At 41.7% G+C, this 23910-nt stretch carries 22 protein-coding genes; 20 read left to right on the top strand and 2 right to left on the bottom strand.

Annotated elements, in window-relative coordinates; translation table 11 throughout:
- Positions 1-20 precede the first annotated feature (20 nt).
- On the top strand, positions 21-2639 hold the full coding sequence (alaS, locus tag HT698_RS08655) for an alanine--tRNA ligase (RefSeq protein WP_173219162.1): 2619 nt from the start codon (positions 21-23) through the stop codon (positions 2637-2639).
- A gap of 240 nt (positions 2640-2879) precedes the next feature.
- Here the strand turns inward: alaS and HT698_RS08650 are convergent, their stop codons facing one another.
- The gene (locus HT698_RS08650; RefSeq protein WP_049512504.1) at positions 2880-4334 is read right to left on the bottom strand and encodes an alpha-amylase; all 1455 of its coding nucleotides are present in this window, start codon (positions 4332-4334) and stop codon (positions 2880-2882) included.
- A gap of 179 nt (positions 4335-4513) precedes the next feature.
- On the opposite strand from HT698_RS08650, the gene HT698_RS08645 reads away from it, so the two are divergent.
- The 3 genes from HT698_RS08645 (at position 4514) to HT698_RS10545 (ending at position 7210) form a co-directional block, all read left to right on the top strand.
- Positions 4514-5263, top strand: a complete 750-nt coding sequence (locus HT698_RS08645; protein WP_049512506.1) for an ABC transporter ATP-binding protein — start codon at positions 4514-4516, stop codon at positions 5261-5263.
- Positions 5244-6878: a hypothetical protein gene (locus tag HT698_RS08640; RefSeq protein WP_049512508.1), complete on the top strand. Its 1635-nt coding sequence runs from the start codon at positions 5244-5246 to the stop codon at positions 6876-6878. The genes HT698_RS08645 and HT698_RS08640 overlap by 20 nt, the downstream gene beginning before the upstream one ends.
- A gap of 71 nt (positions 6879-6949) precedes the next feature.
- The gene (locus tag HT698_RS10545; protein WP_345789468.1) at positions 6950-7210 is read left to right on the top strand and encodes a hypothetical protein; all 261 of its coding nucleotides are present in this window, start codon (positions 6950-6952) and stop codon (positions 7208-7210) included.
- 217 nt (positions 7211-7427) lie between these two features.
- On the opposite strand, the gene HT698_RS08635 is transcribed toward HT698_RS10545, so the two are convergent.
- Positions 7428-9578, bottom strand: coding sequence for a sulfatase-like hydrolase/transferase (locus tag HT698_RS08635; protein ID WP_173219157.1), 2151 nt, complete (start codon positions 9576-9578; stop codon positions 7428-7430).
- A gap of 116 nt (positions 9579-9694) precedes the next feature.
- Between HT698_RS08635 and HT698_RS08630 the strand changes: the two genes are divergently transcribed.
- The 16 genes from HT698_RS08630 to HT698_RS08555 all read left to right on the top strand — a co-directional run bounded on the left by HT698_RS08630 (position 9695) and on the right by HT698_RS08555 (position 23900).
- Positions 9695-10858, top strand: coding sequence for a class I SAM-dependent rRNA methyltransferase (locus HT698_RS08630; RefSeq protein ID WP_173219154.1), 1164 nt, complete (start codon positions 9695-9697; stop codon positions 10856-10858).
- Positions 10855-11532: a type I 3-dehydroquinate dehydratase gene (aroD, locus tag HT698_RS08625; protein ID WP_173219151.1), complete on the top strand. Its 678-nt coding sequence runs from the start codon at positions 10855-10857 to the stop codon at positions 11530-11532. Before HT698_RS08630 ends, aroD begins: the two co-directional genes overlap by 4 nt.
- On the top strand, positions 11522-12376 hold the full coding sequence (locus HT698_RS08620; RefSeq protein ID WP_173219147.1) for a shikimate dehydrogenase: 855 nt from the start codon (positions 11522-11524) through the stop codon (positions 12374-12376). The genes aroD and HT698_RS08620 overlap by 11 nt, the downstream gene beginning before the upstream one ends.
- 18 nt (positions 12377-12394) lie before the next feature.
- On the top strand, positions 12395-13462 hold the full coding sequence (gene aroB, locus HT698_RS08615) for a 3-dehydroquinate synthase (RefSeq protein WP_173219144.1): 1068 nt from the start codon (positions 12395-12397) through the stop codon (positions 13460-13462).
- Positions 13463-13471: 9 nt separating this feature from the next.
- Positions 13472-14638 (top strand): chorismate synthase, encoded by a 1167-nt coding sequence (gene aroC / locus HT698_RS08610; protein ID WP_173219141.1) that lies wholly within the window; start codon positions 13472-13474, stop codon positions 14636-14638.
- 9 nt (positions 14639-14647) lie between these two features.
- The gene (locus HT698_RS08605) at positions 14648-15751 is read left to right on the top strand and encodes a prephenate dehydrogenase (protein ID WP_173219138.1); all 1104 of its coding nucleotides are present in this window, start codon (positions 14648-14650) and stop codon (positions 15749-15751) included.
- Positions 15752-15761: 10 nt separating this feature from the next.
- Positions 15762-16343: a hypothetical protein gene (locus tag HT698_RS08600; protein ID WP_173219135.1), complete on the top strand. Its 582-nt coding sequence runs from the start codon at positions 15762-15764 to the stop codon at positions 16341-16343.
- A gap of 53 nt (positions 16344-16396) precedes the next feature.
- Positions 16397-16735: a YlbF/YmcA family competence regulator gene (locus HT698_RS08595; protein ID WP_077805308.1), complete on the top strand. Its 339-nt coding sequence runs from the start codon at positions 16397-16399 to the stop codon at positions 16733-16735.
- A 91-nt stretch (positions 16736-16826) separates the two neighbouring features.
- Positions 16827-18110, top strand: a complete 1284-nt coding sequence (gene aroA, locus HT698_RS08590; RefSeq protein ID WP_173219132.1) for a 3-phosphoshikimate 1-carboxyvinyltransferase — start codon at positions 16827-16829, stop codon at positions 18108-18110.
- Positions 18103-18579: a shikimate kinase gene (locus HT698_RS08585; protein WP_173219129.1), complete on the top strand. Its 477-nt coding sequence runs from the start codon at positions 18103-18105 to the stop codon at positions 18577-18579. Before aroA ends, HT698_RS08585 begins: the two co-directional genes overlap by 8 nt.
- Entirely contained in the window at positions 18576-19424 is an 849-nt protein-coding gene (gene pheA / locus HT698_RS08580; RefSeq protein WP_173219126.1) for a prephenate dehydratase, read from the top strand. Before HT698_RS08585 ends, pheA begins: the two co-directional genes overlap by 4 nt.
- The gene (gene psr, locus HT698_RS08575) at positions 19421-20695 is read left to right on the top strand and encodes a polyisoprenyl-teichoic acid--peptidoglycan teichoic acid transferase Psr (protein ID WP_173219123.1); all 1275 of its coding nucleotides are present in this window, start codon (positions 19421-19423) and stop codon (positions 20693-20695) included. Before pheA ends, psr begins: the two co-directional genes overlap by 4 nt.
- An 87-nt stretch (positions 20696-20782) precedes the next feature.
- On the top strand, positions 20783-20923 hold the full coding sequence (locus tag HT698_RS08570) for a hypothetical protein (protein WP_173219174.1): 141 nt from the start codon (positions 20783-20785) through the stop codon (positions 20921-20923).
- A 50-nt stretch (positions 20924-20973) separates the two neighbouring features.
- Positions 20974-21819: a phosphorylcholine transferase LicD gene (locus HT698_RS08565; RefSeq protein WP_173219120.1), complete on the top strand. Its 846-nt coding sequence runs from the start codon at positions 20974-20976 to the stop codon at positions 21817-21819.
- Positions 21809-22912, top strand: a complete 1104-nt coding sequence (locus HT698_RS08560) for a glycosyltransferase (RefSeq protein WP_173219117.1) — start codon at positions 21809-21811, stop codon at positions 22910-22912. Before HT698_RS08565 ends, HT698_RS08560 begins: the two co-directional genes overlap by 11 nt.
- 1 nt (position 22913) lies before the next feature.
- Entirely contained in the window at positions 22914-23900 is a 987-nt protein-coding gene (locus HT698_RS08555) for a glycosyltransferase family 2 protein (RefSeq protein WP_173219114.1), read from the top strand.
- The last annotated feature ends 10 nt before the right edge of the window (positions 23901-23910 follow it).

Raw genomic sequence — 23910 nt, 5'->3', positions numbered from 1 at the left:
CAAGTAAATAAGGAGACAATATGAAACAACTATCTAGTGCACAAGTACGCCAAATGTGGCTTGATTTCTGGGCGACCAAAGGTCACTCAGTAGAACCATCAGTAAGTTTGGTTCCTGTAAATGACCCAACTCTTTTGTGGATCAACTCTGGGGTAGCAACGCTTAAGAAATACTTTGACGGGACTATTATCCCTGAAAATCCACGTATTACCAATGCTCAAAAGGCTATCCGTACCAACGACATCGAAAACGTAGGGAAGACTGCACGTCACCATACCATGTTTGAAATGTTGGGGAACTTCTCTATTGGGGATTACTTCCGTGACGAAGCCATCACTTGGGCTTATGAGCTTTTGACAAGCCCTGAGTGGTTTGACTTCCCAGCTGAAAAACTTTACATGACCTACTATCCAGATGATAAAGATTCTTACAACCGCTGGATTGAAGTAGGAGTGGATCCAAGTCACTTGATTCCAATCGAAGATAACTTCTGGGAAATCGGTGCAGGACCTTCTGGACCAGATACAGAAATCTTCTTTGACCGTGGAGAAGCATTTGACCCAGAAAATATCGGTATTCGCCTTCTTGCAGAAGATATTGAAAACGACCGTTATATCGAAATCTGGAACATCGTTTTGTCACAATTTAACGCAGACCCTGCTGTTCCTCGTAGTGAATACAAGGAATTGCCACACAAGAACATTGATACGGGCGCAGGTTTGGAGCGTTTGGTGGCCGTTATCCAAGGGGCTAAGACAAACTTTGAAACAGACCTCTTCATGCCAATCATTCGTGAAGTGGAGAAATTGTCTGGTAAGGTCTATGACCAAGATGGCGACAACATGAGCTTTAAGGTTATCGCTGACCACATCCGTTCCCTTTCATTTGCCATCGGTGATGGTGCCCTTCCAGGAAATGAAGGCCGCGGTTATGTCCTTCGTCGTCTTCTCCGTCGTGCTTCTATGCATGGTCAAAAATTGGGAATCAACGAGCCTTTCCTTTACAAACTCGTTCCAACCGTTGGAAAAATCATGGAAAGCTACTACCCAGAAGTGCTTGAAAAACGTGACTTTATCGAAAAAATCGTTAAGAGCGAAGAAGAATCATTTGCTCGTACCCTTCACTCAGGTCAACACTTTGCTCAAGGCATTGTAGCTGACTTGAAAGAAAAAGGTCAATCTGTCATTGCTGGTCAAGATGTATTCAAACTTTATGACACTTATGGCTTCCCAGTTGAATTGACTGAAGAAATCGCTGAAGAAGCTGGTATGACTGTGGACCGTGAAGGCTTTGAAGCAGCCATGAAAGAACAGCAAGAACGTGCGCGTGCGTCAGCTGTTAAGGGTGGCTCAATGGGGATGCAAAATGAAACCCTTCAAAACATCACTGTAGAAAGTGTCTTCAACTACAATGCTAGCCAATTGTCTTCTAAATTGGTGGCTATCGTGGCTGACAATGCAGAAGTAGAAGCTGTGTCAGAAGGAACTGCCTCACTTATCTTTGCGGAAACGCCATTCTACGCTGAAATGGGTGGACAGGTAGCTGACCATGGACAAATCTTGGATGAGGCTGGTTCAGTTGTGGCTACTGTGACAAATGTTCAAAAAGCTCCAAACGGACAAGCTCTTCATACAGTTGAAGTCCTTTCACCGCTTGCTTTGAACCAAGAATATACCTTGGCAATTGATACAAATCGTCGTCACCGTGTTATGAAAAACCACACTGCGACTCACTTGCTTCACGCTGCTCTTCACAATATCCTTGGAAACCACGCAACACAAGCAGGATCTCTTAACGAAGTTGAATTCCTTCGCTTTGACTTTACCCACTTCCAAGCAGTGACTGCTGAAGAATTGCGTGCGATTGAGCAGCAAGTCAATGAGAAAATCTGGGAAGCTCTTGAAGTGAAGACAGTTGAAACGGATATTGACACTGCCAAAGAAATGGGTGCGATGGCTCTCTTTGGTGAGAAATACGGCAAGGAAGTCCGTGTTGTCACTATCGGTGACTACTCTATCGAGCTTTGTGGTGGTACCCACGTTGGCAACACTTCTGAGATTGGACTCTTCAAGATTGTCAAAGAAGAAGGGATTGGTTCAGGAACTCGCCGTATCTTGGCAGTGACTGGCAAGGAAGCCTTTGAAGCCTACCGTGAACAAGAGGACGCTCTTAAAGCTGTCGCAGCAACCTTGAAATCACCTCAACTTAAAGAAGTACCTCACAAGGTAGAAGGACTTCAAGAACAACTTCGTCAACTTCAAAAAGAAAATGCTGAATTGAAAGAAAAAGCCGCAGCTGCAGCCGCAGGCGATATCTTCAAGGATGTGAAGGAAGTCAATGGTCACCGTTACATTGCTAGCCAAGTATCTGTATCTGACGCTGGTGCCCTTCGTACATTTGCAGATAACTGGAAACAAAAAGATTACTCTGATGTGCTTGTCCTAGTTGCAGCTATTGGTGACAAGGTCAATGTCCTTGTAGCAAGCAAGACAAAAGACCTTCATGCAGGAAACCTTGTCAAAGAATTGGCACCAATCGTCGATGGACGTGGTGGTGGTAAACCAGACATGGCCATGGCAGGAGGAAGCAACCAAGCTAAGATCCAAGAATTGTTGGATGCCGTAGCAGGTAAATTGTAAACAAGTAATACTCTTCGAAAATCTCTTCAAACAACGTCAGCTTCGCCTTGTATTTTATATGTGACTGACTTCGTCAGTCTTATCTACAACCTCAAAGCAGTGCTTTGAGCAACCTGTAGCTAGCTTCCTAGTTTGCTCTTTGATTTTCATTGAGTATAAAGATCTATCCATTTGGGTAGGTCTTTTTGTGAATACAAAAAAGCCAAATCTGATTGGATCTGGCTTGAATATTATGAACTATTAAATAGTATTGGCTGCCCAGACACTTACCGAAGCAGCTGAGACAGGGAATTGTCCATAACCTTCCTCATCAATTGTAACTTGACCTTGGTGGTTTCCAAGTAAGTCTATGAAAGTTTGGTTAGCCCATTCTTGGCCGACAAACATAGACTTGCTGTTTTCTTGGTCATTTGAGATAAGGACTGCGATTGGGGATTGATTTTCATCACCTGAACGTACCCAACCGATACAGTTAGGATCATCAAAGTAGTCTGTTTGCTCTCCGTAGGCCAAATCTTTTCGGATGGTTAGGAGGCGGTCAAGGACTTCTTTGAAATCTTCTTGAGCATATTGCCCTGAAATCCCATAGTAGTCTCCGTAAAAGACACATGGAAGGCCATTTTGGCGTAATAGAATGAGGGCATAGGCTGCTGGTTTGAACCATTCTTCAACAGTAGACTCAAGAGCCTGTCCTCGTTGGGTATCATGGTTGTCGACAAAGGTTACAGCCTTGTCGGGCTTGAGTTCAACCAAGCTATCTGTAAAAATACCACGAAGGTCGTAGTTGGAACCAGCTCGGCTAGCATCAAAGAGATTCTGGTGGAGACGAACATCGACAAGGTCAAAGCGTTCTTCTGTTTTTTCAAGATAATCTAGATTGGCTTCCTTATCGGGATTCCAAAATTCACCAAAAACATAGAAATCCTCACCGTATTTTTCCTTCATATCGCGGATGAAATTGCGCATAAAGAAAGAGTCAATGTGTTTGACGGCATCCAAGCGGAAACCAGCTACACCAGTCGTTTCCATGAACCAATCAGCCCAGTCATAGATATTTTGGATGACTTCAGGATGTTTAAAGTCTAGGTCGGCATACATGAGGTAGTCATAGTTACCGTTTTCATTATCGACCAATTCCTCATTTGCCCAACCCTTGTTGTCCCCTTGGATGAGATAAATCCCAGACTTGCGACGTTTGGCATCGTAGTCTGTACCGGTGAAGTGGTACCAGTGCCAGTGGAAGTCATTATAGGTATCTTGGCGACCATCGAAGGTAAAGCTAGTCCAGCCATTGATGGTGAAAGGTTCTCCGAGTTCAACCGTACGGTCTACAGGATCCACTTCGATGACCTGAAAGGCTTCCCTGTGATCGGCTGCAGCCTTGTGATTGAGCACCACATCGGCCATTGGTTGAATTCCCTGTGCTTTTAGGGCTTGAATGGCTTGAAGATAGTCTTCTTTGAAACCATACTTGGTGCGGACAGTTCCTTTTTGGTTAAATTCTCCAAGGTCAAATAAGTCATAGACCCCATAGCCTACGTCTTTTTCATTGGTAGCTTTGAAAGCTGGTGGCATCCAGACGTGACTGATCCCCAGATGAGCTAGGTGTGGAGCATCTTCAGCCAGACGCGCCCAGTGCTGGCCGTCGTGGGGCAGATACCATTCAAAGTATTGCATGAGTGTTTGATTTTGCATGATGTTTCCTCTTACTTGTCAATCTTGTTCTTTATTCTATCATAAAGTATCTCTTGGCGCAAACGTTTGCGTAAGAATAGAAGGAAACTATTGTATCTACTTAAAATAAAGTGTTGATTTTTTTGTATCAAAGTGCTAGTATAATAGTATGTAATATAGATAAAGATAGGAGTCATCCCATGATTGAATTTCAAAATGTTAGTAAGTTGTATGGTGATAAAGAGGCTTTGAGCAATCTCAATTTGCAGATTGAAAATGGGGAGATTATGGGCTTGATTGGCCATAATGGGGCTGGAAAATCGACCACTATAAAATCCCTAGTCAGTATCATTTCGCCCAGCAGTGGTCGTATTTTGGTAGACGGTCAGGATTTATCGGAGAATCGCTTGGCGATCAAACGAAAGATTGGCTACGTAGCAGACTCGCCTGACTTATTTTTACGTTTAACGGCCAATGAATTTTGGGAATTGATTGCTTCATCCTATGATCTGACTAGCTCTGACTTGGAGACTAGTCTAGCTAGGCTATTGAACGTTTTTGATTTTGCTGAAAATCGCTATCAGGTTATTGAAACCCTTTCTCACGGAATGCGTCAAAAAGTCTTTGTCATTGGGGCACTCTTGTCTGATCCTGATATTTGGGTCTTGGACGAACCCTTGACAGGTTTGGATCCCCAGGCTGCCTTTGATTTGAAGCAAATGATGAAGGAACATGCACAAAAAGGCAAGACGGTCTTGTTTTCAACCCATGTCCTAGAGGTAGCTGAGCAAGTCTGTGATCGGATTGCCATTTTGAAAAAGGGGCATTTGATTTATTGTGGTAAGGTAGAGGACTTGAGAAAAGACCACCCAGACCAGTCTTTGGAAAGTATCTATCTTAGCCTTGCTGGTAGAAAAGAGGAGGTTTCAGATGCGTCTCAAGGTCATTAAAAAATTAGTGGATATCAATATCCTCTATTCATCTCAAGAAGCTAATCTGGCTAACCTACGAAAGAAGCAAGCTAAGAATCCTGAGAAAAAAGTAAATGTTTCCGCTAGAGTCCTAAGTTCTTACATTTTTTCTAGTCTCTTGATGCTTTTCATGTTTATAAATATAGCCTTTCGTTTTCCTTTTGAGGAAATACCAAGTTTTTTTAGTAGCATGGTTGCTATTTTACTGGTGCTTGCCTTTTCAACTTCTTTCACTGCATTTTACAATGTCTTTTATGAGAGTAAGGACTTGGCATCGTATAGGCCCTATGCCTTTAAAGAATCAGAGATTATAATTGCTAAAGGACTGTCTGTTCTCTTGCCAGCTCTAGCTGGAATTGTACCAATCCTAGCTTATTTTCTAGTCCTCTATATTAGGCTAGCTCCTTCTCTTTGGCTGGGCTTGCCTTTGATGCTGCTGTCCTTGGCCTTATTATTTGTCTCTGTTACTTTAGTGATGGTAGTGGCAGTACATTTCTTGGCTCAGACTACGGTCTTCAGAAAGTATCAGTCTATTTTTGCCAATGTGATGATTGGGATAGGAGTTCTCATACCTTTAATATTTGTCCTCTTTCTACAGTCGACTTTTGGAAGTATTGTTGACAAAGTTAGAGACATTCCATTTCTCCTTTATCCTCTTCATATCTTTTACAAAATAGCAGTGGAGCCTTTTTCGACAGAAGCCATACTGGGTCTGCTCGCTTGGATAACTCTAACTGTCTTCTTACTTTACCTGACCAAAAAGAAGGTTCTTCCTCATTTTTATGACGTGATTCTGCTTAACAGTGAGGAGAAGGTCAAGAAAGAACGTCGCAGTAAGGAGAGAATTTCAACTACTAAAAAAGGATTTTTCCGTATGGTTTTACGCTACCACCTCACCCTCTTGGGACAGGGGACTGGCGTGATTACAGTGCTTTTTACAAGTGCTTTCCTTCCTTATCTCATGATGATTGGTCTGATTTCCAAAATCCGAGATTCTCAGATAGTTCCAGATATTCATCCTCTATACTGGTTACCCTTGTTTTTTGTAGGAGTGTTTATAGCAGTTGTCAATAACAATATCACCAGCCTGCATTCAATTGCTTTATCCTTGGAGAGGGAAAATGTTGATTTTCTTAAGAGTTTACCCTTTGACTTTACTCGCTATGTGAAAGTGAAATTTTGGATTATATTTGCTGTCCAGTCCTTTTTACCAGTTCTGACTTTACTTGGCCTTTCTCTATATCTAGGCTTGCCCATCCTTTCGATGATTTACCTTCTTGTAGTCTGGATCCTTACCAGTGTCATCCTTTCTTGCCACCATTACCTTAAGGACGTGAAAAATCTGTCAACCAATTGGAGTAACATTACGGACCTGGTGAACCGTTCAAATCGTATAGTAGCAATTGTTTTGATTTTTATTTATAGTGCAATCTTAATGGCCCTTGTAATAGGGAGCTTATTCTTGGTTCGGTCTCTCTCCCCTGTCATTGCCATCAGCTTGGGAGTAGGAACTCTTATCGTCTTGCTTGCTCTTGCTATTTTTGGCTATCATTACTACCTGTCACGCATATTGACAGAAATAGAAAAAAGATGAGCTAGTTGGTCGCTTGCTTGATAAATTCAATTCGACAAACGCTTTTATAGTTTGTTAGAATGTAGTTGTAAATGATTAAGATTGGTAATCAAAAATATATAGGGAGGAATGTTTTGAATAAGAAATATAACATAGTTCTATTTTTGTTGTTTATAGTTTATTTATTGGGATATTTTTCAATTTCAAAAACGTTAATTCCTATAATGTGTGTGATCCAAGTATTTTTGATAGAACATATATTTAAAGTTCGAAATAGAATGATGCAAATAGGCGAAATTTTAATTATTGTTGCTTCTATAATATTATTTATTGATAGCATATTTAGTTTGTAACAAAAGGCTTTTCTATAAAATCAAATTTTCCAGATACCTGCTGAATCTGATTTATATCCTCATATTTCTTCTACTATCTTCGTCACTAAATTTGACAGACATATATTGCTGATACAACCTCTCTACCTACAATCTAGCAGTAGGCTAGTTTCTTCATTGATTTTCGTTGAATTTTATTTGATAAAAGAAATGCTCCTCCAAGACGGAAGAGCATTTTTTATTGTGATTTTGATTCGGTTTCTGCCGACTCTGGGTGGAGTTCTTGGTAACTTGGTGCCTTGAAAAGGTCAGCACTGGTCTTACCTTGTCGTTGGCTAAAGAGGCTGGTTGATTGACTACCTTTTTCCTGCTCAATCTTTTGAAGAATTGGTAAAGAATTGAGATAAGAAATACTTTCAGTATCAACTGTTCCAAGATGATCTGCTTGGTAGAAACGGATCAAATCGCCAGTTTGAATCTGGTCGCTGATTTTCAGCTGTTGACTGGCTGCCTGACGAATGCTTTCCAGTTCAGTCTGAGTTTGTTCATCAAGATTGCTGATTTCAAGACCGCTCTCAGTATAGTAGGTTCGTCCGTCATAGCTAGTATATTTTGGCGTGACGAAGGAATTGGCAGTCCGAAAGGCAACTGTTTCTTGATGGTCTGGAGACAGAAGGTCTTGGCCGACTTGAAGGAAGGAATTGGACTCAATACCAAGGAGATGTTCGAGAGTCGGTAAGATATCGATTTGTCCACCGTAGGTATTGATGATTTGTCCTTTTTCATAGCCAGGCATGACCACCATAAAAGGCACTCGTTGCAACATGGCATTGTCGTAATTCGACCAGTTCTCAGAAGTCTTTCCAATCAAGGGTGCCAGCTCAGGATTGCGGGAATTGGAAATGCCATAATGGTCTCCGTAGATGACGATGATGGATTTTTCATAGAGGCCACTTTCTTTGAGATAGTCAAAGAAGGCTTTGATGGCACTGTCCAGATAGTTGGCGGTTTGGAAGTAGCCATTGATCGTTTCATCTTTGGTCTTAGCCAGTGGGAAACCAAGCTCATCGCCTGTCAGATTGCTAGCATAGGGATAGTGATTGGACACCGTGATATACTTGGCATAAAAAGGCTGCTGCAAATGCTCCAGATACTGGATAGAATCTTTCATCATGATTTTATCATTTAAACCATATTGGAAAGAATTGCTACTGTCTTGCTTGGTGAAGTAGGAAGCATCAAAGAAGTATTGGTAGCCCCATTGTTTGTAGGTCGTATTTCGGTTCCAGAAGGTCCCAATATTGCCGTGAAAGACGGCACTCGATTGATAGCCGTTTTTTGATAGGATAAAAGGCGCAGCTTGCTGGGTATTGGTACCTCCATAGTTAACCATAAAAGAACCTTGATCAAGTCCAAACAAACCAGTCTCCAGCATGGTTTCTGCATCTGAGGTCTTACCAGCCTTGACTTGGTTAAAGATATTCGAAAAGGCTAGGGTTGATTGCGAATGGTAGAGGGAGTTGAGGAAGGGAGTGACTTCATGCTCAGTTCCATCTAGGTTGAGTTTATAGTCAAGTAGGAACTGTTGGAAACTCTCCAAGTGGAGATAAATCACATTTTTCCCTTTGGCTAATCCAAAATAATCTGGATTAGGTTTAGCCGAATGTTCTTGAATATAATCTGTAATGGGTTGCAGGTCGGTCTCAGAGGCCTTAGCACGTTCTTTGTTTGCACTGTAGGATTGGTTGGCACTATAACCTAAAAAGGCTGGCAAACTAAGGGCACGAACAATATAATAATTAGAAAATCCTCGCGATAGGAGATCGGGACGTTCAATCTCTGCCAAGAAAAGATTAGCAGAAAAGAGCAGGGCTGAGAGAGCAGTGATAGCAACACTGGAGCGGAATTTGAAGGGTCTCCTATCCAGCTGGATGAGTTTTTTATAGAAAAGGAAAGCCAGTAATGGGAAATCCATAAAATAGATGAAATCCCAAAAGCGCAGTAACTCTAGTTCCGCAGTACCAACAGACACCTTGCTGACCACCTTCATGGTATTAGCCGTGATAAAGTCGCTAAATTCTCGATAGTAAAAGACATTGGAATAAAGCCAAATGAATAAAAGGCTATAAATAGCTATACTCAGGCCATAAAAAATCTTGGTTGACCGAGCATAGAGGGCTAGAGCCAGCAGGAGTAGTCCCAAGGGAAGGGGATTGAAAAAGGCGATAAAGGCAAGGTAATTTCCCTGCAACTTGCCCACTTGAATATCTAAATTAAAGTCAACGGCATAGGCTAATAAGGTTTTGAGCCAATATAGGATTAAAAGGGTTAGGACAAAACCCAGTCTGGTACCGACGGCTTTTTGGATTTTGTTAAAATTGCTTTTCACACATTTACTTCCTAATTTTTTATTAGTATTAGTATACCATTTTTTAAAAGAAGAGTAAAAAAGCAAGGGTAGTTTCTTTTTTGAGAATTGTCTAAAAGTTTGATATAATGGTAGTTATGAATAGAATAAGAGTCAGCAAAAGGGTTGAAAAGAAGCTCGCCAAAGGTCTGGTTTTACTAGAAGCCAGTGATCTTGAGAATGTCAATCTTAAGGATCAGGAAGTAGAAGTTCAGAGTCAGGAAGGAATCTTTCTTGGGACTGCCTACCTTTCTCAGCAAAACAAGGGCTTGGGTTGGTTTATCGGTAAAGACAAGATCACCTTCAATCAAGCTTTCTTTGAAATGCTGTTTAGACAAGCTAAAGAAAAGAGAAGCGCCTACTATCAAGATGATTTGACAACTGCCTTTCGTCTCTTCAACCAAGAGGGAGATGGCTTTGGCGGTCTGACAGTGGACCTTTATGGCGACTATGCTGTCTTTTCTTGGTATAACTCTTATGTTTATCAGATTCGCAAGGTTATCTCAGAAGCCTTTAGACAGGTTTTTCCTGAGGTGTTAGGGGCCTATGAGAAGATACGCTTTAAGGGTTTGGACTATGAATCAGCCCATGTTTATGGTCAAGAAGCACCTGACTTTTTCACTGTTCTGGAAAATGGTGTCTTGTATCAAGTCTTTATGAATGATGGCCTGATGACAGGGATTTTCCTTGACCAGCACGAGGTTCGCGGTAGTCTGGTTGATGGATTGGCTATGGGCAAATCTTTGCTCAACATGTTTTCTTATACAGCAGCCTTTTCAGTAGCTGCGGCCATGGGAGGAGCTAGCCAGACAACTTCTGTTGACCTAGCCAAACGTTCACGAGAATTGTCTCAAGCGCATTTTCAGGCAAATGGGCTCAGCACAGACGACCATCGTTTTGTGGTCATGGATGTCTTTGAATATTTCAAGTATGCCAAACGAAAAGACTTGACCTATGATGTGATTGTCCTAGATCCGCCTAGCTTTGCTCGGAACAAAAAACAAACGTTCTCTGTGGCCAAGGATTATCACAAGTTGATTTCCCAGAGTCTTGAGATTTTAAATCCGGGCGGTATTATTATTGCCAGCACCAATGCTGCCAATGTTTCCCGCCAGAAATTTACAGAACAAATTGATAAAGGCTTTGCAGGAAGAAATTACCAGATTTTAAATAAATACGGTCTTCCCGCAGATTTTGCCTATAATAAAAAAGATGAAAGTAGTAATTACCTCAAGGTGATTAGTATGAAGGTTAGTAAATGAAATTAATCGTTTCAGTAATGCCAAGAAGTTTAGAGGAGGCTCAGGCTCTGGATGCCACGAGGTACCTAGATGCCGACATCATTGAATGGCGCGCCGACTATCTGCCTAAGGAAGCGATTTTGCAGGTGGCTCCAGCTATTTTTGAAAAATTTGCAGGTCGTGAGTTGGTTTTCACATTGCGAACTCGCTCTGAAGGGGGAGAAATTGACCTTTCTCCAGAAGAATATATCCATCTAATCAAGGAAGTGGCACAACTCTATCAACCAGACTATATTGATTTTGAGTACTATAGCTACAAGGATGTTTTTGAAGAAATGCTGGATTTCCCAAATCTTGTTTTGAGTTACCATAATTTCCAAGAAACACCTGAAAATATGATGGAAATCTTGTCAGAGTTGACGAGCCTAAATCCAAAACTTGTTAAGGTTGCGGTGATGGCTCACACGGAGCAGGATGTCTTAGACTTGATGAACTATACACGAGGCTTTAAAACCCTCAATCCTGAACAGGAGTATGTGACCATTTCTATGGGCAAGGTGGGCAAGGTTTCTCGTATCACTGCGGGTGTGACTGGTTCGAGTTGGTCTTTTGCCAGTCTGGATGAAGCCAGTGCCCCTGGTCAGATTTCCCTAGCTAACATGAAAAAAATCAGGGAGATTTTGAATGAAGCTTGATGGCTATACACGTTTAGCTGCCGTTGTTGCCAATCCTATTAAGCATTCTATTTCTCCTTTCATCCACAATAGGGCCTTTGAGGCGACAGCTACCAATGGTGTTTATGTGGCTTGGGAGATTGAAGCGAGTGACTTGGCAGAAACAGTGGCTAATATTCGCCGCTACCAGATGTTTGGCATCAACCTGTCCATGCCCTATAAGGAGCAGGTGATTCCTTATTTGGATGGGCTGAGCGACGAAGCGCGCTTGATTGGTGCGGTCAATACGGTTGTTAATGAGAATGGCAATTTAATCGGATATAATACAGATGGCAAGGGATTTTTTAAGAGCTTGCCTTCTTTTACAATTACAGGTAAGAAGATGACCCTGCTGGGTGCAGGTGGTGCGGCCAAGTCTATCTTGGCACAAGCTATTTTGGACGGCGTCAGTCAGATTTCGATCTTTGTTCGTTCAGTTTCCATGGAAAAAACAAGACATTATCTAGACAAGTTACAGGAGCAAACAGGCTTTAAGGTGGACTTGTATGCTTTAGAAGATGTTTCTGAACTGCAAGCAAGGATTGCCGAGTCGGAGTTGCTGGTTAATGCCACCAGTGTGGGCATGGATGGTCAATCATCCCCAGTTCCTGAAAGCATCAATTTGCCAGAAACTATCTTGGTAGCAGATATTATTTACCAACCCTTTGAAACGCCATTTTTAAAATGGGCCAGAAGTCAGGGTAATTCAGCCGTCAATGGTCTGGGAATGTTGCTCTATCAAGCTGCAGAAGCTTTTCAACTGTGGACAGGCAAGGAAATGCCGACAGAAGAAATTTGGCAGTCTTTAACAGAAAAATACCAATAAAGAAAAGGAGATTCTCCTATGAAAATCAGAATCGATATTCCTCATCATCCTTATGATATTCAGATTGAAAAAGGTTGTCTAGCTCAGGCTGGTCAATGGTTGCGAGAACTCTGGCAACCACAAAAGGTAGTCATTGTAACAGATAACCATGTAGCTTCTCTTTATGCAGAGAAGGTCAAGCTCAGCCTAGAAGATGCTGGTTTTCAGGTAGCCGTTTTTGACTTTTTAGAAGGGGAAGAAAGAAAGAATTTAACTACTGTCCAGAAAGTCTATGAATTTCTAGTCAAGCAGGGGCTGACTCGTAGCGATGGAATCGTGGCTCTAGGTGGCGGTGTCGTTGGGGACCTGGCTGGTTTTGTAGCCTCTACCTATATGCGGGGCATTCACTTTGTTCAGATACCGACTAGCTTGACAGCCCAGGTGGATTCTTCTATCGGTGGAAAGACAGGCGTTAACACTCCATTTGCTAAAAATATGGTGGGTACCTTTGCCCAACCAGACGGGGTTCTGATTGACCCACTTGTTCTTGAAACCCTCGGAAAAAGAGAGTTGATTGAAGGAATGGGTGAAGTTATCAAGTATGGCTTGATTGAGGATCCAGAACTTTGGGCTCTCTTGACGGAGCTGGATGGTTCTGTTGAGAGCATTTTGGAACATGCAGAGACCTTGATTGAACATTCTTGTCAGGTCAAGCGCAAGATGGTAGTTGAGGATGAGTTGGACAATGGTGTTCGCCTTTACCTCAATTTTGGCCACACTATTGGCCATGCCATCGAAGCGACTGCCGGTTATGGCAAGGTCATGCATGGAGAGGCTGTAGCTATGGGAATGGTACAGATTTCCAAGGTTGCTGAGAAAAAAGGCCTCATGCCAGCTGGCATCACCCAGTCCATTACAGATATGTGTCAGAAATTTGGCTTGCCTGTTGACTATGAAAACTGGAATGTTGACAAGCTTTATCAAGCTCTTACTCATGATAAAAAAGCGCGTGGTAATACCTTGAAATTGGTCTTGGTGCCAGAGCTCGGTTCAGCGACTATTCACCCGGTTTCTCTGGAAGAGATGAAAGACTACTTGGTAAAATAAGGAGAGTGTATGAGATATTTAACTGCAGGAGAATCACACGGTCCCCGTCTGACAGCTATTATTGAGGGAATTCCAGCTGGACTTCCTTTGACAGCAGAGGACATCAATGAGGATTTGAAACGTCGTCAGGGTGGATACGGCCGAGGTGGTCGTATGAAGATTGAGAGCGACCAAGTTATCTTTACTTCAGGCGTTCGCCATGGGAAGACTACTGGGGCTCCCATTACCATGGATGTCGTCAATAAGGACCATCAGAAGTGGCTGGATATCATGTCTGCGGAGGACATTGAAGACCGCCTTAAAAGCAAACGAAAAATCACCCATCCTCGCCCAGGACATGCCGATTTGGTTGGGGGCATCAAGTACCGTTTTGACGATTTAAGAAATTCTTTGGAGCGTTCATCTGCTCGTGAAACCACCATGCGGGTGGCAGTTGGGGCAGTAGCCAAACGCCTCTTGGCTGAGCTGGATATGGAGATTGCCAACCATGTCGTAGTCTTTGGTGGCAAGGAAATCGATGTTCCTGAAAATCTCACAGTTTCTGAGATTAAGGAAAGAGCTGCCCAGTCTGAAGTTTCTATTGTCGACCAAGAACGGGAACAGGAAATCAAGAACTACATTGACCAAATCAAGCGTGATGGAGATACCATCGGTGGGGTTGTCGAGACAGTTGTCGGAGGTGTTCCAGTTGGTCTTGGTTCCTATGTCCAATGGGACAGAAAATTAGATGCGCGATTGGCCCAAGCCGTTGTTTCTATCAATGCTTTTAAAGGGGTGGAATTTGGTCTCGGCTTTGAAGCTGGTTACCGTAAAGGTAGCCAGGTCATGGATGAAATTCTCTGGTCTAAAGAAGATGGTTATACTCGCCGCACCAACAATCTGGGCGGCTTTGAAGGTGGTATGACTAATGGGCAACCCATTGTTGTTCGTGGAGTTATGAAGCCCATTCCTACTCTTTATAAGCCTCTTATGAGTGTGGATATCGAAACCCATGAACCTTACAAGGCAACTGTTGAAAGAAGTGATCCGACCGCCCTTCCAGCTGCAGGAGTGGTCATGGAAGCCGTTGTGGCAACGGTTCTGGCACAAGAAATCCTTGAAAAATTCTCATCAGATAATATAGAGGAATTAAAAGAAGCGGTAGCCAAACACCGAGACTATACAAAGAACTATTAAGGAGTTCCTATGGCAAAAACAGTCTATATCGCAGGTCTTGGATTGATTGGAGCCTCTATGGCCCTAGGTATCAAACGCGATCATCCAGATTATGAAATTTTAGGTTATAATCGCAGTCAAGCTTCGAGAGATATTGCCTTGAAAGAAGGCATGATTGACCGTGCAACGGATGATTTTGCCAGTTTTGCTCCTTTGGCAGATATCATTATCCTTAGCTTGCCAATCAAACAAACCATTTCCTTTATTAAGGAATTGGCCAACTTGGACTTGAAAAAAGGCGTCATTATTTCAGATGCCGGTTCGACCAAGTCAGCTATTGTAGATGCGGCGGAACAGTATTTGGCTGGCAAGCCTGTTCGCTTTGTTGGGGCTCATCCCATGGCTGGTAGCCACAAGACAGGGGCTGCCTCTGCGGATGTCAATCTTTTTGAAAATGCCTATTATATCTTTACACCTTCGAGTCTGACAGGTCAGGACACGCTTGCGGAAATGAGGGATTTACTTTCAGGTCTTCATGCTCGCTTTATCGAGATTGATGCCAAGGAGCATGATCGGGTGACTTCTCAGATTAGCCATTTTCCTCATATTCTGGCTTCTAGTCTCATGGAGCAGACTGCGGTCTATGCTCAAGAACATGAGATGGCCAGGCGCTTTGCGGCTGGTGGTTTTCGAGATATGACCCGAATTGCAGAAAGCGAGCCAGGTATGTGGACCTCCATTCTCTTGTCCAATAGCGAGACTATCCTAGAGCGGATTGAGGATTTTAAGGAACGTTTAGATGAGGTTGGACAAGCTATCAGTAAGGGAGATGAAGAGCGAATCTGGAATTTTTTCAACCAAGCGCGTGAACAACGCCAGGCCATGGAAATCCATAAGCGTGGTGGTGTGGACAGCTCTTACGACCTCTATGTCGATGTTCCCGATGAAGAAGACGTTATTTTACGAATCTTGGAATTGCTACGTGGAACTTCCTTGGTTAACATCCACATCAATGAGGAAAACCGTGAGGACATTCACGGGATTCTACAAATTTCATTTAAAAATGCTCAAGATTTAGAACGAGCCGAGCACCTCATAACAGAAAACACAGACTATACAGTCGTCATCAAATAAGGAGAAAATCATGTCAAAAATAAAACTTAAATCAATATTTGGTATTATCTTTATTTCTTTTATCCTACTTAGTGCTTGTGCTGTTAAAAAAGATGTGAAAACTAATTCAGAAGCAAGTGTCGAGACAAAAAATGAACCATCCAAGAAAGGAACAAGTTCAGAGAAAACTAATTCAAAGTATGTAGACGATAGGATTATTAATGATTTTATTAACAGCTATAATCAAAATTCTAATAGCCCATTAGAAAATATCAAAAAAGGAAATATAAAAATAAAATATTTCGCATCAAGCTACGGATATTACTTGGAGCTTTTACATGCAAATGATACTGATAAAATCAATGTAACAATAAATCAGACAAATGAAAATAGTGAATCTGGTGTTGCAGGAATGAAAGAAGTATTTCATGATATTGTTAAATCGATTGAATCATCATTATCTGATGATGAGATAAATAACTATTTTGATAATCTTATGTCAAATGAAATAAAAACAGGTTCTAATTTAGGAACTTTGAAGATAGAGTATATACCAGATAAGGAATTAAGCAATGGACATTCAAGAGGTCATATAAAAGTGATTGCACAATAATAAAGACCACAGAGTGATTAGTAATTTTAAAAGAAATAAATAAGGAGAAAATCATGTCAAATATTTACGATAGTGCAAACGAACTCAGTCGCGGTCTACGCGAATTGCCAGAATACAAGGCTGTCAAAGCAGCTAAAGATGCGATTTCAGTAGATGCTGAGGCAAGTAAAATCTTTACAGAGTACGTTGCCTTCCAAGAGGAAATTCAAAGACTAGCGCAGACAGGTCAAATGCCAGACGCTTCCTTTCAAGCGAAAATGGAAGGCTTTGGTAAACAGATTCAGGGGAATAGCCTCTTGTCAGAATTCTTTACCAAGCAACAACAATTGGCAATTTATCTTTCTGACATTGAAAAAATTGTTTTCGAACCAGTTTCAGAATTACTAAAATAAGAAAATAACTATCCTAAAGTCAGGAATTTTTAAGGAATTTCTGGCTTTTTATGATAAAATAGGTAAAAGTATTGCAAGTATGAGGTCCCGTATGAAACTAAAAACAAACATTCACCATTTACATGGTAGTATCCGCGTCCCAGGTGACAAGTCTATCAGCCACCGTTCCATTATCTTTGGAAGTTTGGCTGAGGGTGAGACCAAGGTTTATGATATTCTGCGAGGTGAAGACGTTCTTTCGACCATGCAGGTTTTTCGTGACCTTGGTGTTGAAATTGAGGATAAAGATGGGGTTATTACCATTCAAGGTGTAGGCATGGATGGCTTAAAAGCGCCACAAAATGCCCTTGATATGGGAAATTCTGGAACCTCGATTCGCCTGATTTCAGGTGTTCTTGCTGGTGCAGACTTTGAAGTAGAGATGTTCGGAGACGACAGTCTTTCCAAACGTCCTATGGACCGTGTGACGATTCCACTGAAAAAAATGGGCGTTAGTATTTCAGGGCAAACCGAGCGAGACCTGCCTCCCCTTCACTTAAAAGGGACGAAAACCCTAAGACCTATTCAATATGAGTTGCCGATTGCCTCTGCCCAAGTTAAGTCAGCTTTGATGTTTGCGGCCTTGCAGGCTCAGGGGGAGTCTGTTATTATCGAAAAAGAGTGCACCCGTAATCATACTGAAGATATGTTGCAACAATTTGGTGGTCATTTAAGTGTGGATGGCAAGAAAATCACAGTCCAAGGACCGCAAAAATTGACAGGACAAAAGGTGGTTGTTCCAGGAGATATTTCCAGTGCAGCCTTTTGGTTGGTCGCAGGTTTGATTGTTCCAAACTCTCGTGTGGTGCTTAAGAATGTGGGTATCAACGAAACGCGCACCGGTATTATCGATGTCATTCGTGCCATGGGTGGAAAATTGGAAATGACTGAAATTGACCCAGTCGCTAAATCTGCTACCTTGATTGTTGAATCTTCTGACTTGAAAGGAATAGAAATTGGTGGCGCTTTGATTCCACGCTTGATTGATGAATTGCCCATTATTGCTCTTCTGGCTACCCAAGCACATGGTGTAACAGTTATCAAAGATGCTGAGGAGCTCAAGGTTAAGGAAACAGACCGTATTCAGGTTGTGGCAGACGCCTTAAATAGCATGGGAGCAGATATTACTCCTACGGCAGATGGGATGATTATCAAAGGAAAATCAACTCTTCACGGTGCTAGAGTCAATACTTTTGGAGACCATCGTATCGGAATGATGACAGCCATTGCAGCCCTCTTGGTTGCAGATGGAGAAGTGGCGCTTGACCGTGCTGAGGCTATCAATACCAGCTATCCTAGCTTCTTTGATGATTTGGAGAACTTGATTCATGGCTAAGGTATTACTAGGATTTATGGGGGCTGGCAAATCGACTATTGCAAGAGGCTTGGACCCAGATTATCTCGATATGGATGCTCTGATAGAGAAGCGCTTAGGTATGTCTATTGCGGAATTTTTCGCTGAAAAGGGCGAAGAGGTCTTTCGACAGGTAGAGTCAGAAGTATTAGCTGAGTTACTACAAAGAGACCAAGTTGTGTCAACTGGTGGAGGAGTGGTCATTTCTCAGCGAAATCGTGATTTACTCAAAACCAATTCTGATAATATCTACCTGAAAGCTGATTTTGAAACCCTCTACCAACGTATCGCAGCTGTTAAGGACAATCAGCGTCCGCTTTTTCTAAATAATAGCAAGGAAGAACTTGCAGCTGTTTTTCAAGAAAGACAGGCTTGGTATGAGGAAGTAGCTAGTCGGGTTTTGGATGTGACCGAGTTAAGCCCAGAGGAAATTATAGAGGAACTGAGATGAAAATTGCTTATCTAGGTCCCAAGGGATCATTTTCACACCATGTTGTGCAGACAGCTTTTCCTCAGGAGGAATTGCAGGCCTTTGCCAACATTACAGATGTCATCAAGGCCTATGAGCAAGGCTTGGTGGACTATTCTGTGGTGCCAGTTGAAAATTCTATCGAGGGTAGTGTTCATGAAACCTTGGACTACCTTTTTCATCAGGCTCGCATCCAAGCAGTGGCAGAAATCGTTCATCCCATTCATCAGCAGTTGATGGTGGTTCCAGGCCATACTAAGATTGAAAAGATTTTTTCTCATCCACAGGCCTTGGCTCAAGGAAAGAAATTCATTGATGAACAGTATCCAGATGCTCAAATTGAGGTGACAGCTAGTACAGCTTATGCGGCCCGTTTTATTTCCGAACATCCAGACCAGCCTTATGCAGCCATTGCACCTAGAAGTTCTGCAGAAGAATATGGCTTGGAACTGATTGCTGAAGATATTCAAGAAATGGAAGCCAATTTCACACGTTTCTGGGTTTTGGGAGCTGAAGGTACAGCCATTCCCTTGCAAGCACAAACTGAGAAAATGACTTTGGCCTTGACCTTACCTGACAACCTTCCAGGTGCACTTTATAAGGCACTGTCGACCTTTGCTTGGCGAGGAATTGACTTAACAAAAATTGAAAGTCGTCCACTCAAGACAGCACTGGGAGAATACTTTTTCATTATCGATGTGGACTATGCTGATAAGGGCCTGGTCCACTTTGCCCAAAAAGAATTAGAAGCCATCGGAATCCAGTATAAGGTTCTGGGTGCCTATCCTATTTATCCAATATCAGACCATGGAAAGGAGAGAAGATGAGTAAAGAAAATCCTCTCAGTCATCATGAAAAATTACGTTATGATTATTTGCTAAAAAATATTCACTATCTCAATGAGAGAGAAAAAAATGAGTTTGCCTATTTGCAAGAAAAGCTAACTCTTGCTAGGGTAAATAGTAGTTCCAGCTTGGAACAAGAAAGAGAAGAGCAGGTTGACTTACCAAGCTATGCGAACCGGAGTCGCTCACAATCCAAATCACAAGCACACTCTGCTCCTCCCAAAAAGAAAAGACGGAAGCTCCGTCTTAAACGCATTTTTATGGTGATTTTCTCTCTTCTAGTCTGTGTGGCTTTGACCATGGTATTCATGTTTTTGCGTGGTTACCAAGATGCTAGCGCAAAGAAAACTGCTGATGCTAAGGCAGCACAGGTTCAAGTTTTTAATGGTCAAGATACTAGAGATGGAGTTAATATTTTGATCATGGGGACGGACGGTCGAATCGGTCAAAATAGTGCTGAGACGCGGACGGACTCTATTATGGTCTTAAATGTCGGAGGTTCGGACAAGAAAATCAAGCTAGTCAGTTTCATGCGTGATAATTTGGTCTATATAGATGGTTATAGTCAAGTGATTAACGGTAGAAAACAGACGGATAACAAGTTAAACGTAGCCTATGAGTTAGGAGAACAAGAGGGGCAAAAAGGGGCAGAAATGGTTCGCCAAGTCTTGAAAGATAATTTTGACTTGGACATTAAGTACTATGCCTTGGTTGATTTTCAGGCCTTTGCAACAGCGATTGACACGCTTTTCCCTGATGGGGTGACGATTGATGCCCAATTTTCAACATTGAATGGGCGTCCACTAACAGAAGCTACAGTCGGAGATGATTTACACGCTACTGAGACTGAGTCCCCAACCCAAACCATCAAAGTCGGAAAACAGCAGATGAATGGCTCGACCCTGCTCAATTATGCTCGTTTCCGTGATGACGATGAGGCGGATTACGGCCGTACAAAAAGACAGCAACAAGTTTTAACAGCAATTTTAGAGCAAATTAAAGATCCTACTAAACTTTTCACTGGTTCTGAAGCTCTTGGAAAGGTTTTTGCTATGACCTCAACCAATGCACCCTATACTTTCCTCCTAACAAACGGTTTATCTGTTTTGGATGGAGCAAAAAATGGTATTGAAAAGCTGACGATTCCAGAACTTGGTGACTGGGTAGATGCCTATGATGTTTATGGAGGCTTGGGTTTGCTGGTCGATCAAAACAAATATCAAACCAAGCTCGCTCAAATGGGCTTGAGATAAGATAATACTCAATGAAAATCAAAGTGCAAACTAGGAAGCTAGCCGCAGTCTGCTAAAAACACAGTTTTGAGATTGTAGATAAGACTGATGAAGTCAGTTACCTATACCTACGGCAAGGTGAAGCTGACGTGGTTTGAAGAGATTTTCGAAGAGTATAAGACAGAAGAATCAAAGTTTGAAGGCTATTTATCTAGCAGTCAGGCTTTGATTTTTTACAGTCTGCAATAGATTTTCACCCCCTATTTGTGGTATAATGAAACGATACGATAGAAAGAATAATGAACAATATGACTGATTTAAAAGCAATTCAGGCTCGTAGTCTGGAGATGGCTGAATATTTTGTGGCCTTTTGTAAAGAACATGATTTGCTTTGTTACCTCTGTGGAGGGGGTGCTATTGGTGCCCTTCGAAACAAGGGCTTTATTCCTTGGGACGACGACCTAGACTTTTTTATGCCCCGTAAAGATTATGAGAAATTAGCAGAATTATGGCCTCGTTATGCAGATGAACGTTATTTCTTGTCAAAGAGTCACAAGGATTTTGTCGATCGTAATCTTTTTATTACCATTCGTGACAAGGAAACTACCTGCATTAAACCTTACCAGCAAGATTTGGATTTGCCACATGGTTTGGCTTTGGATGTTTTGCCTTTAGATTATTATCCTAAAAATCCAGCTGAGCGGAAAAAACAGGTTCGTTGGGCACTGATTTATTCTCTTTTTTGTGCTCAAACTATTCCAGAAAAGCATGGCGCACTTATGAAATGGGGAAGCCGTATTTTACTGGGTGTGACTCCAAAATCTCTCCGTTATCGCATTTGGAAAAAAGCTGAGAAAGAAATGACCAAGTATGATTTGGCTGAGAGCGATGGAATTACGGAACTATGCTCAGGTCCTGGTTACATGAGAAACAAGTACCCAATCGCATCCTTTGAAGACAATCTTTTCCTACCATTTGAGGGGACAGAGATGCCTATTCCAGTTGGTTATGATGCCTATCTCAGTACTGCTTTTGGGGATTATATGACGCCACCACCAGCAGACAAGCAGCTACCGCATCATGATGCTGTCATCGCTGATATGGATAAGTCTTATACAGAATACAAGGGAGAATATGGTGGCTAAGAAAAAAATCTTATTTTTTATGTGGTCTTTTTCTCTCGGAGGTGGAGCAGAGAAGATTTTATCTACCATTGTTTCAAATCTGGATCCAGAAAAGTATGATATTGATATTCTTGAAATGGAGCATTTTGACAAGGGATACGAATCAGTTCCTAAACATGTAGGCATTTTAAAATCCTTTCAGGATTATCGCCAAGCCAGATGGTTACGAGCTCTTTTGTGGAGAATGAGAATTTATTTTCCAAGACTGACTCGGCGCTTGCTTGTGAAAGATGACTATGATGTTGAAGTTTCCTTTACCATTATGAATCCACCACTGTTGTTCTCTAAAAGAAAAGAAGTCAAGAAAATCTCTTGGATTCATGGAAGTATCGAAGAATTTCTTAAGGATAGCTCCAAAAGAGAATCACATAGACGCCAGTTGGATGCTGCGGATACCATTGTAGGAATTTCGAATAAAACCAGCAATTCTATCAAGGAAGTCTATCCAGATTATGCTTCGAAATTACAGACAGTCTACAATGGATATGATTTTAAGACTATTTTAGAAAAATCTCAAGAGAAGATCGATATCGAGATTGCTCCTCAAAGTATCTGTACCATCGGACGGATTGAGGAAAATAAGGGTTCTGACCGTGTGGTGGAAGTGATACGGTTATTGCACCAAGAGGGGAAAAACTATCATCTCTATTTTATCGGGGCTGGTGATATGGAAGAGGAACTGAAAAAACGAGTCAAAGAGTATAAGCTTGAGGACTATGTACATTTCCTTGGTTATCAAAAAAATCCTTATCAATATTTGTCTCAGATGAAGGTCCTCTTGTCTATGTCTAAACAAGAAGGTTTTCCTGGTGTTTATGTGGAATCCTTGAGCCTTGGAATCCCTTTTGTCTCTACGGATGTTGGAGGGGCTGAGGAACTATCACAAGAAGGAAGATTTGGACAAATCATTGAGAGCAATCAAGAGGCAGCTCAGGCAATTACGAACTACATGACCTCTGCCTCAAACTTTGATGTCGATGAGGCTAGCCAATTCATTCAACAATTTACAATTGCCAAACAAATCGAACAAGTAGAAAAACTATTAGAGGAGTAGCATGGAAACTGCATTAATTAGTGTCATTGTGCCAGTCTATAATGTGGCGCAGTACCTAGAAAAATCGATAGCTTCCATTCAGAAGCAGACCTATCAAAATCTGGAAATTATTCTTGTTGATGATGGTGCAACAGATGAGAGTGGTCGCTTGTGTGATTCAATCGCTGAACAAGATGACAGGGTGTCAGTGCTTCATAAAAAGAACGAAGGATTGTCGCAAGCACGAAATGATGGAATGAAGCAGGCTCACGGGGATTATCTGATTTTTATTGACTCAGATGATTATATCCATCCAGAAATGATTCAGAACTTATATGAGCAATTAGTTCAAGAAGATGCGGATGTTTCGAGCTGTGGTGTCATGAATGTCTATGCTAATGATGAAAGTCCACAGTCAGCTAATCAGGATGACTATTTTGTCTGTGATTCCCAAAAATTTCTGAGGGAATACCTCATAGGTGAAAAAATACCTGGAACGATTTGCAATAAGCTAATCAAGAGAGAGATTGCAACTGCCCTATCCTTTCCAAAGGGATTGATTTACGAAGATGCCTATTATCATTTTGATTTAATCAAGTTGGCTAAGAGGTACGTTGTTAATACCAAACCCTATTATTACTATTTCCATAGAGGGGATAGTATTACGACTAAACCCTATGCAGAGAAGGATTTAGCCTATATTGATATCTACCAAAAGTTTTACAATGAAGTTGTGAAAAACTATCCAGATTTGAAAGAGGTTGCTTTTTTCAGATTGGCCTATGCCTACTTCTTTATTCTGGATAAGATGTTGCTAGATGATCAGTATAAACAGTTTGAAGCCTATTCCAAGATTCATCGTTTTTTAAAAGGCCATGCCCTTGCTATTTCTAGGAATCCAATTTTCCGTAAGGGGAGAAGAATTAGTGCTTTGGCCCTATTCATAAATATTTCCTTATACCGATTCTTATTACTAAAAAATATTGAAAAATCTAAAAAATTACATTAGAACGGGGGTG

It is taken from the genome of Streptococcus sp. 3109 (genome assembly GCF_013276905.1).
In the GTDB taxonomy this organism is placed as follows: domain Bacteria; phylum Bacillota; class Bacilli; order Lactobacillales; family Streptococcaceae; genus Streptococcus.
The sequence above is the reverse complement of the archived record's forward strand: the minus strand, read 5'-3'. Positions and strand labels throughout refer to the sequence as shown.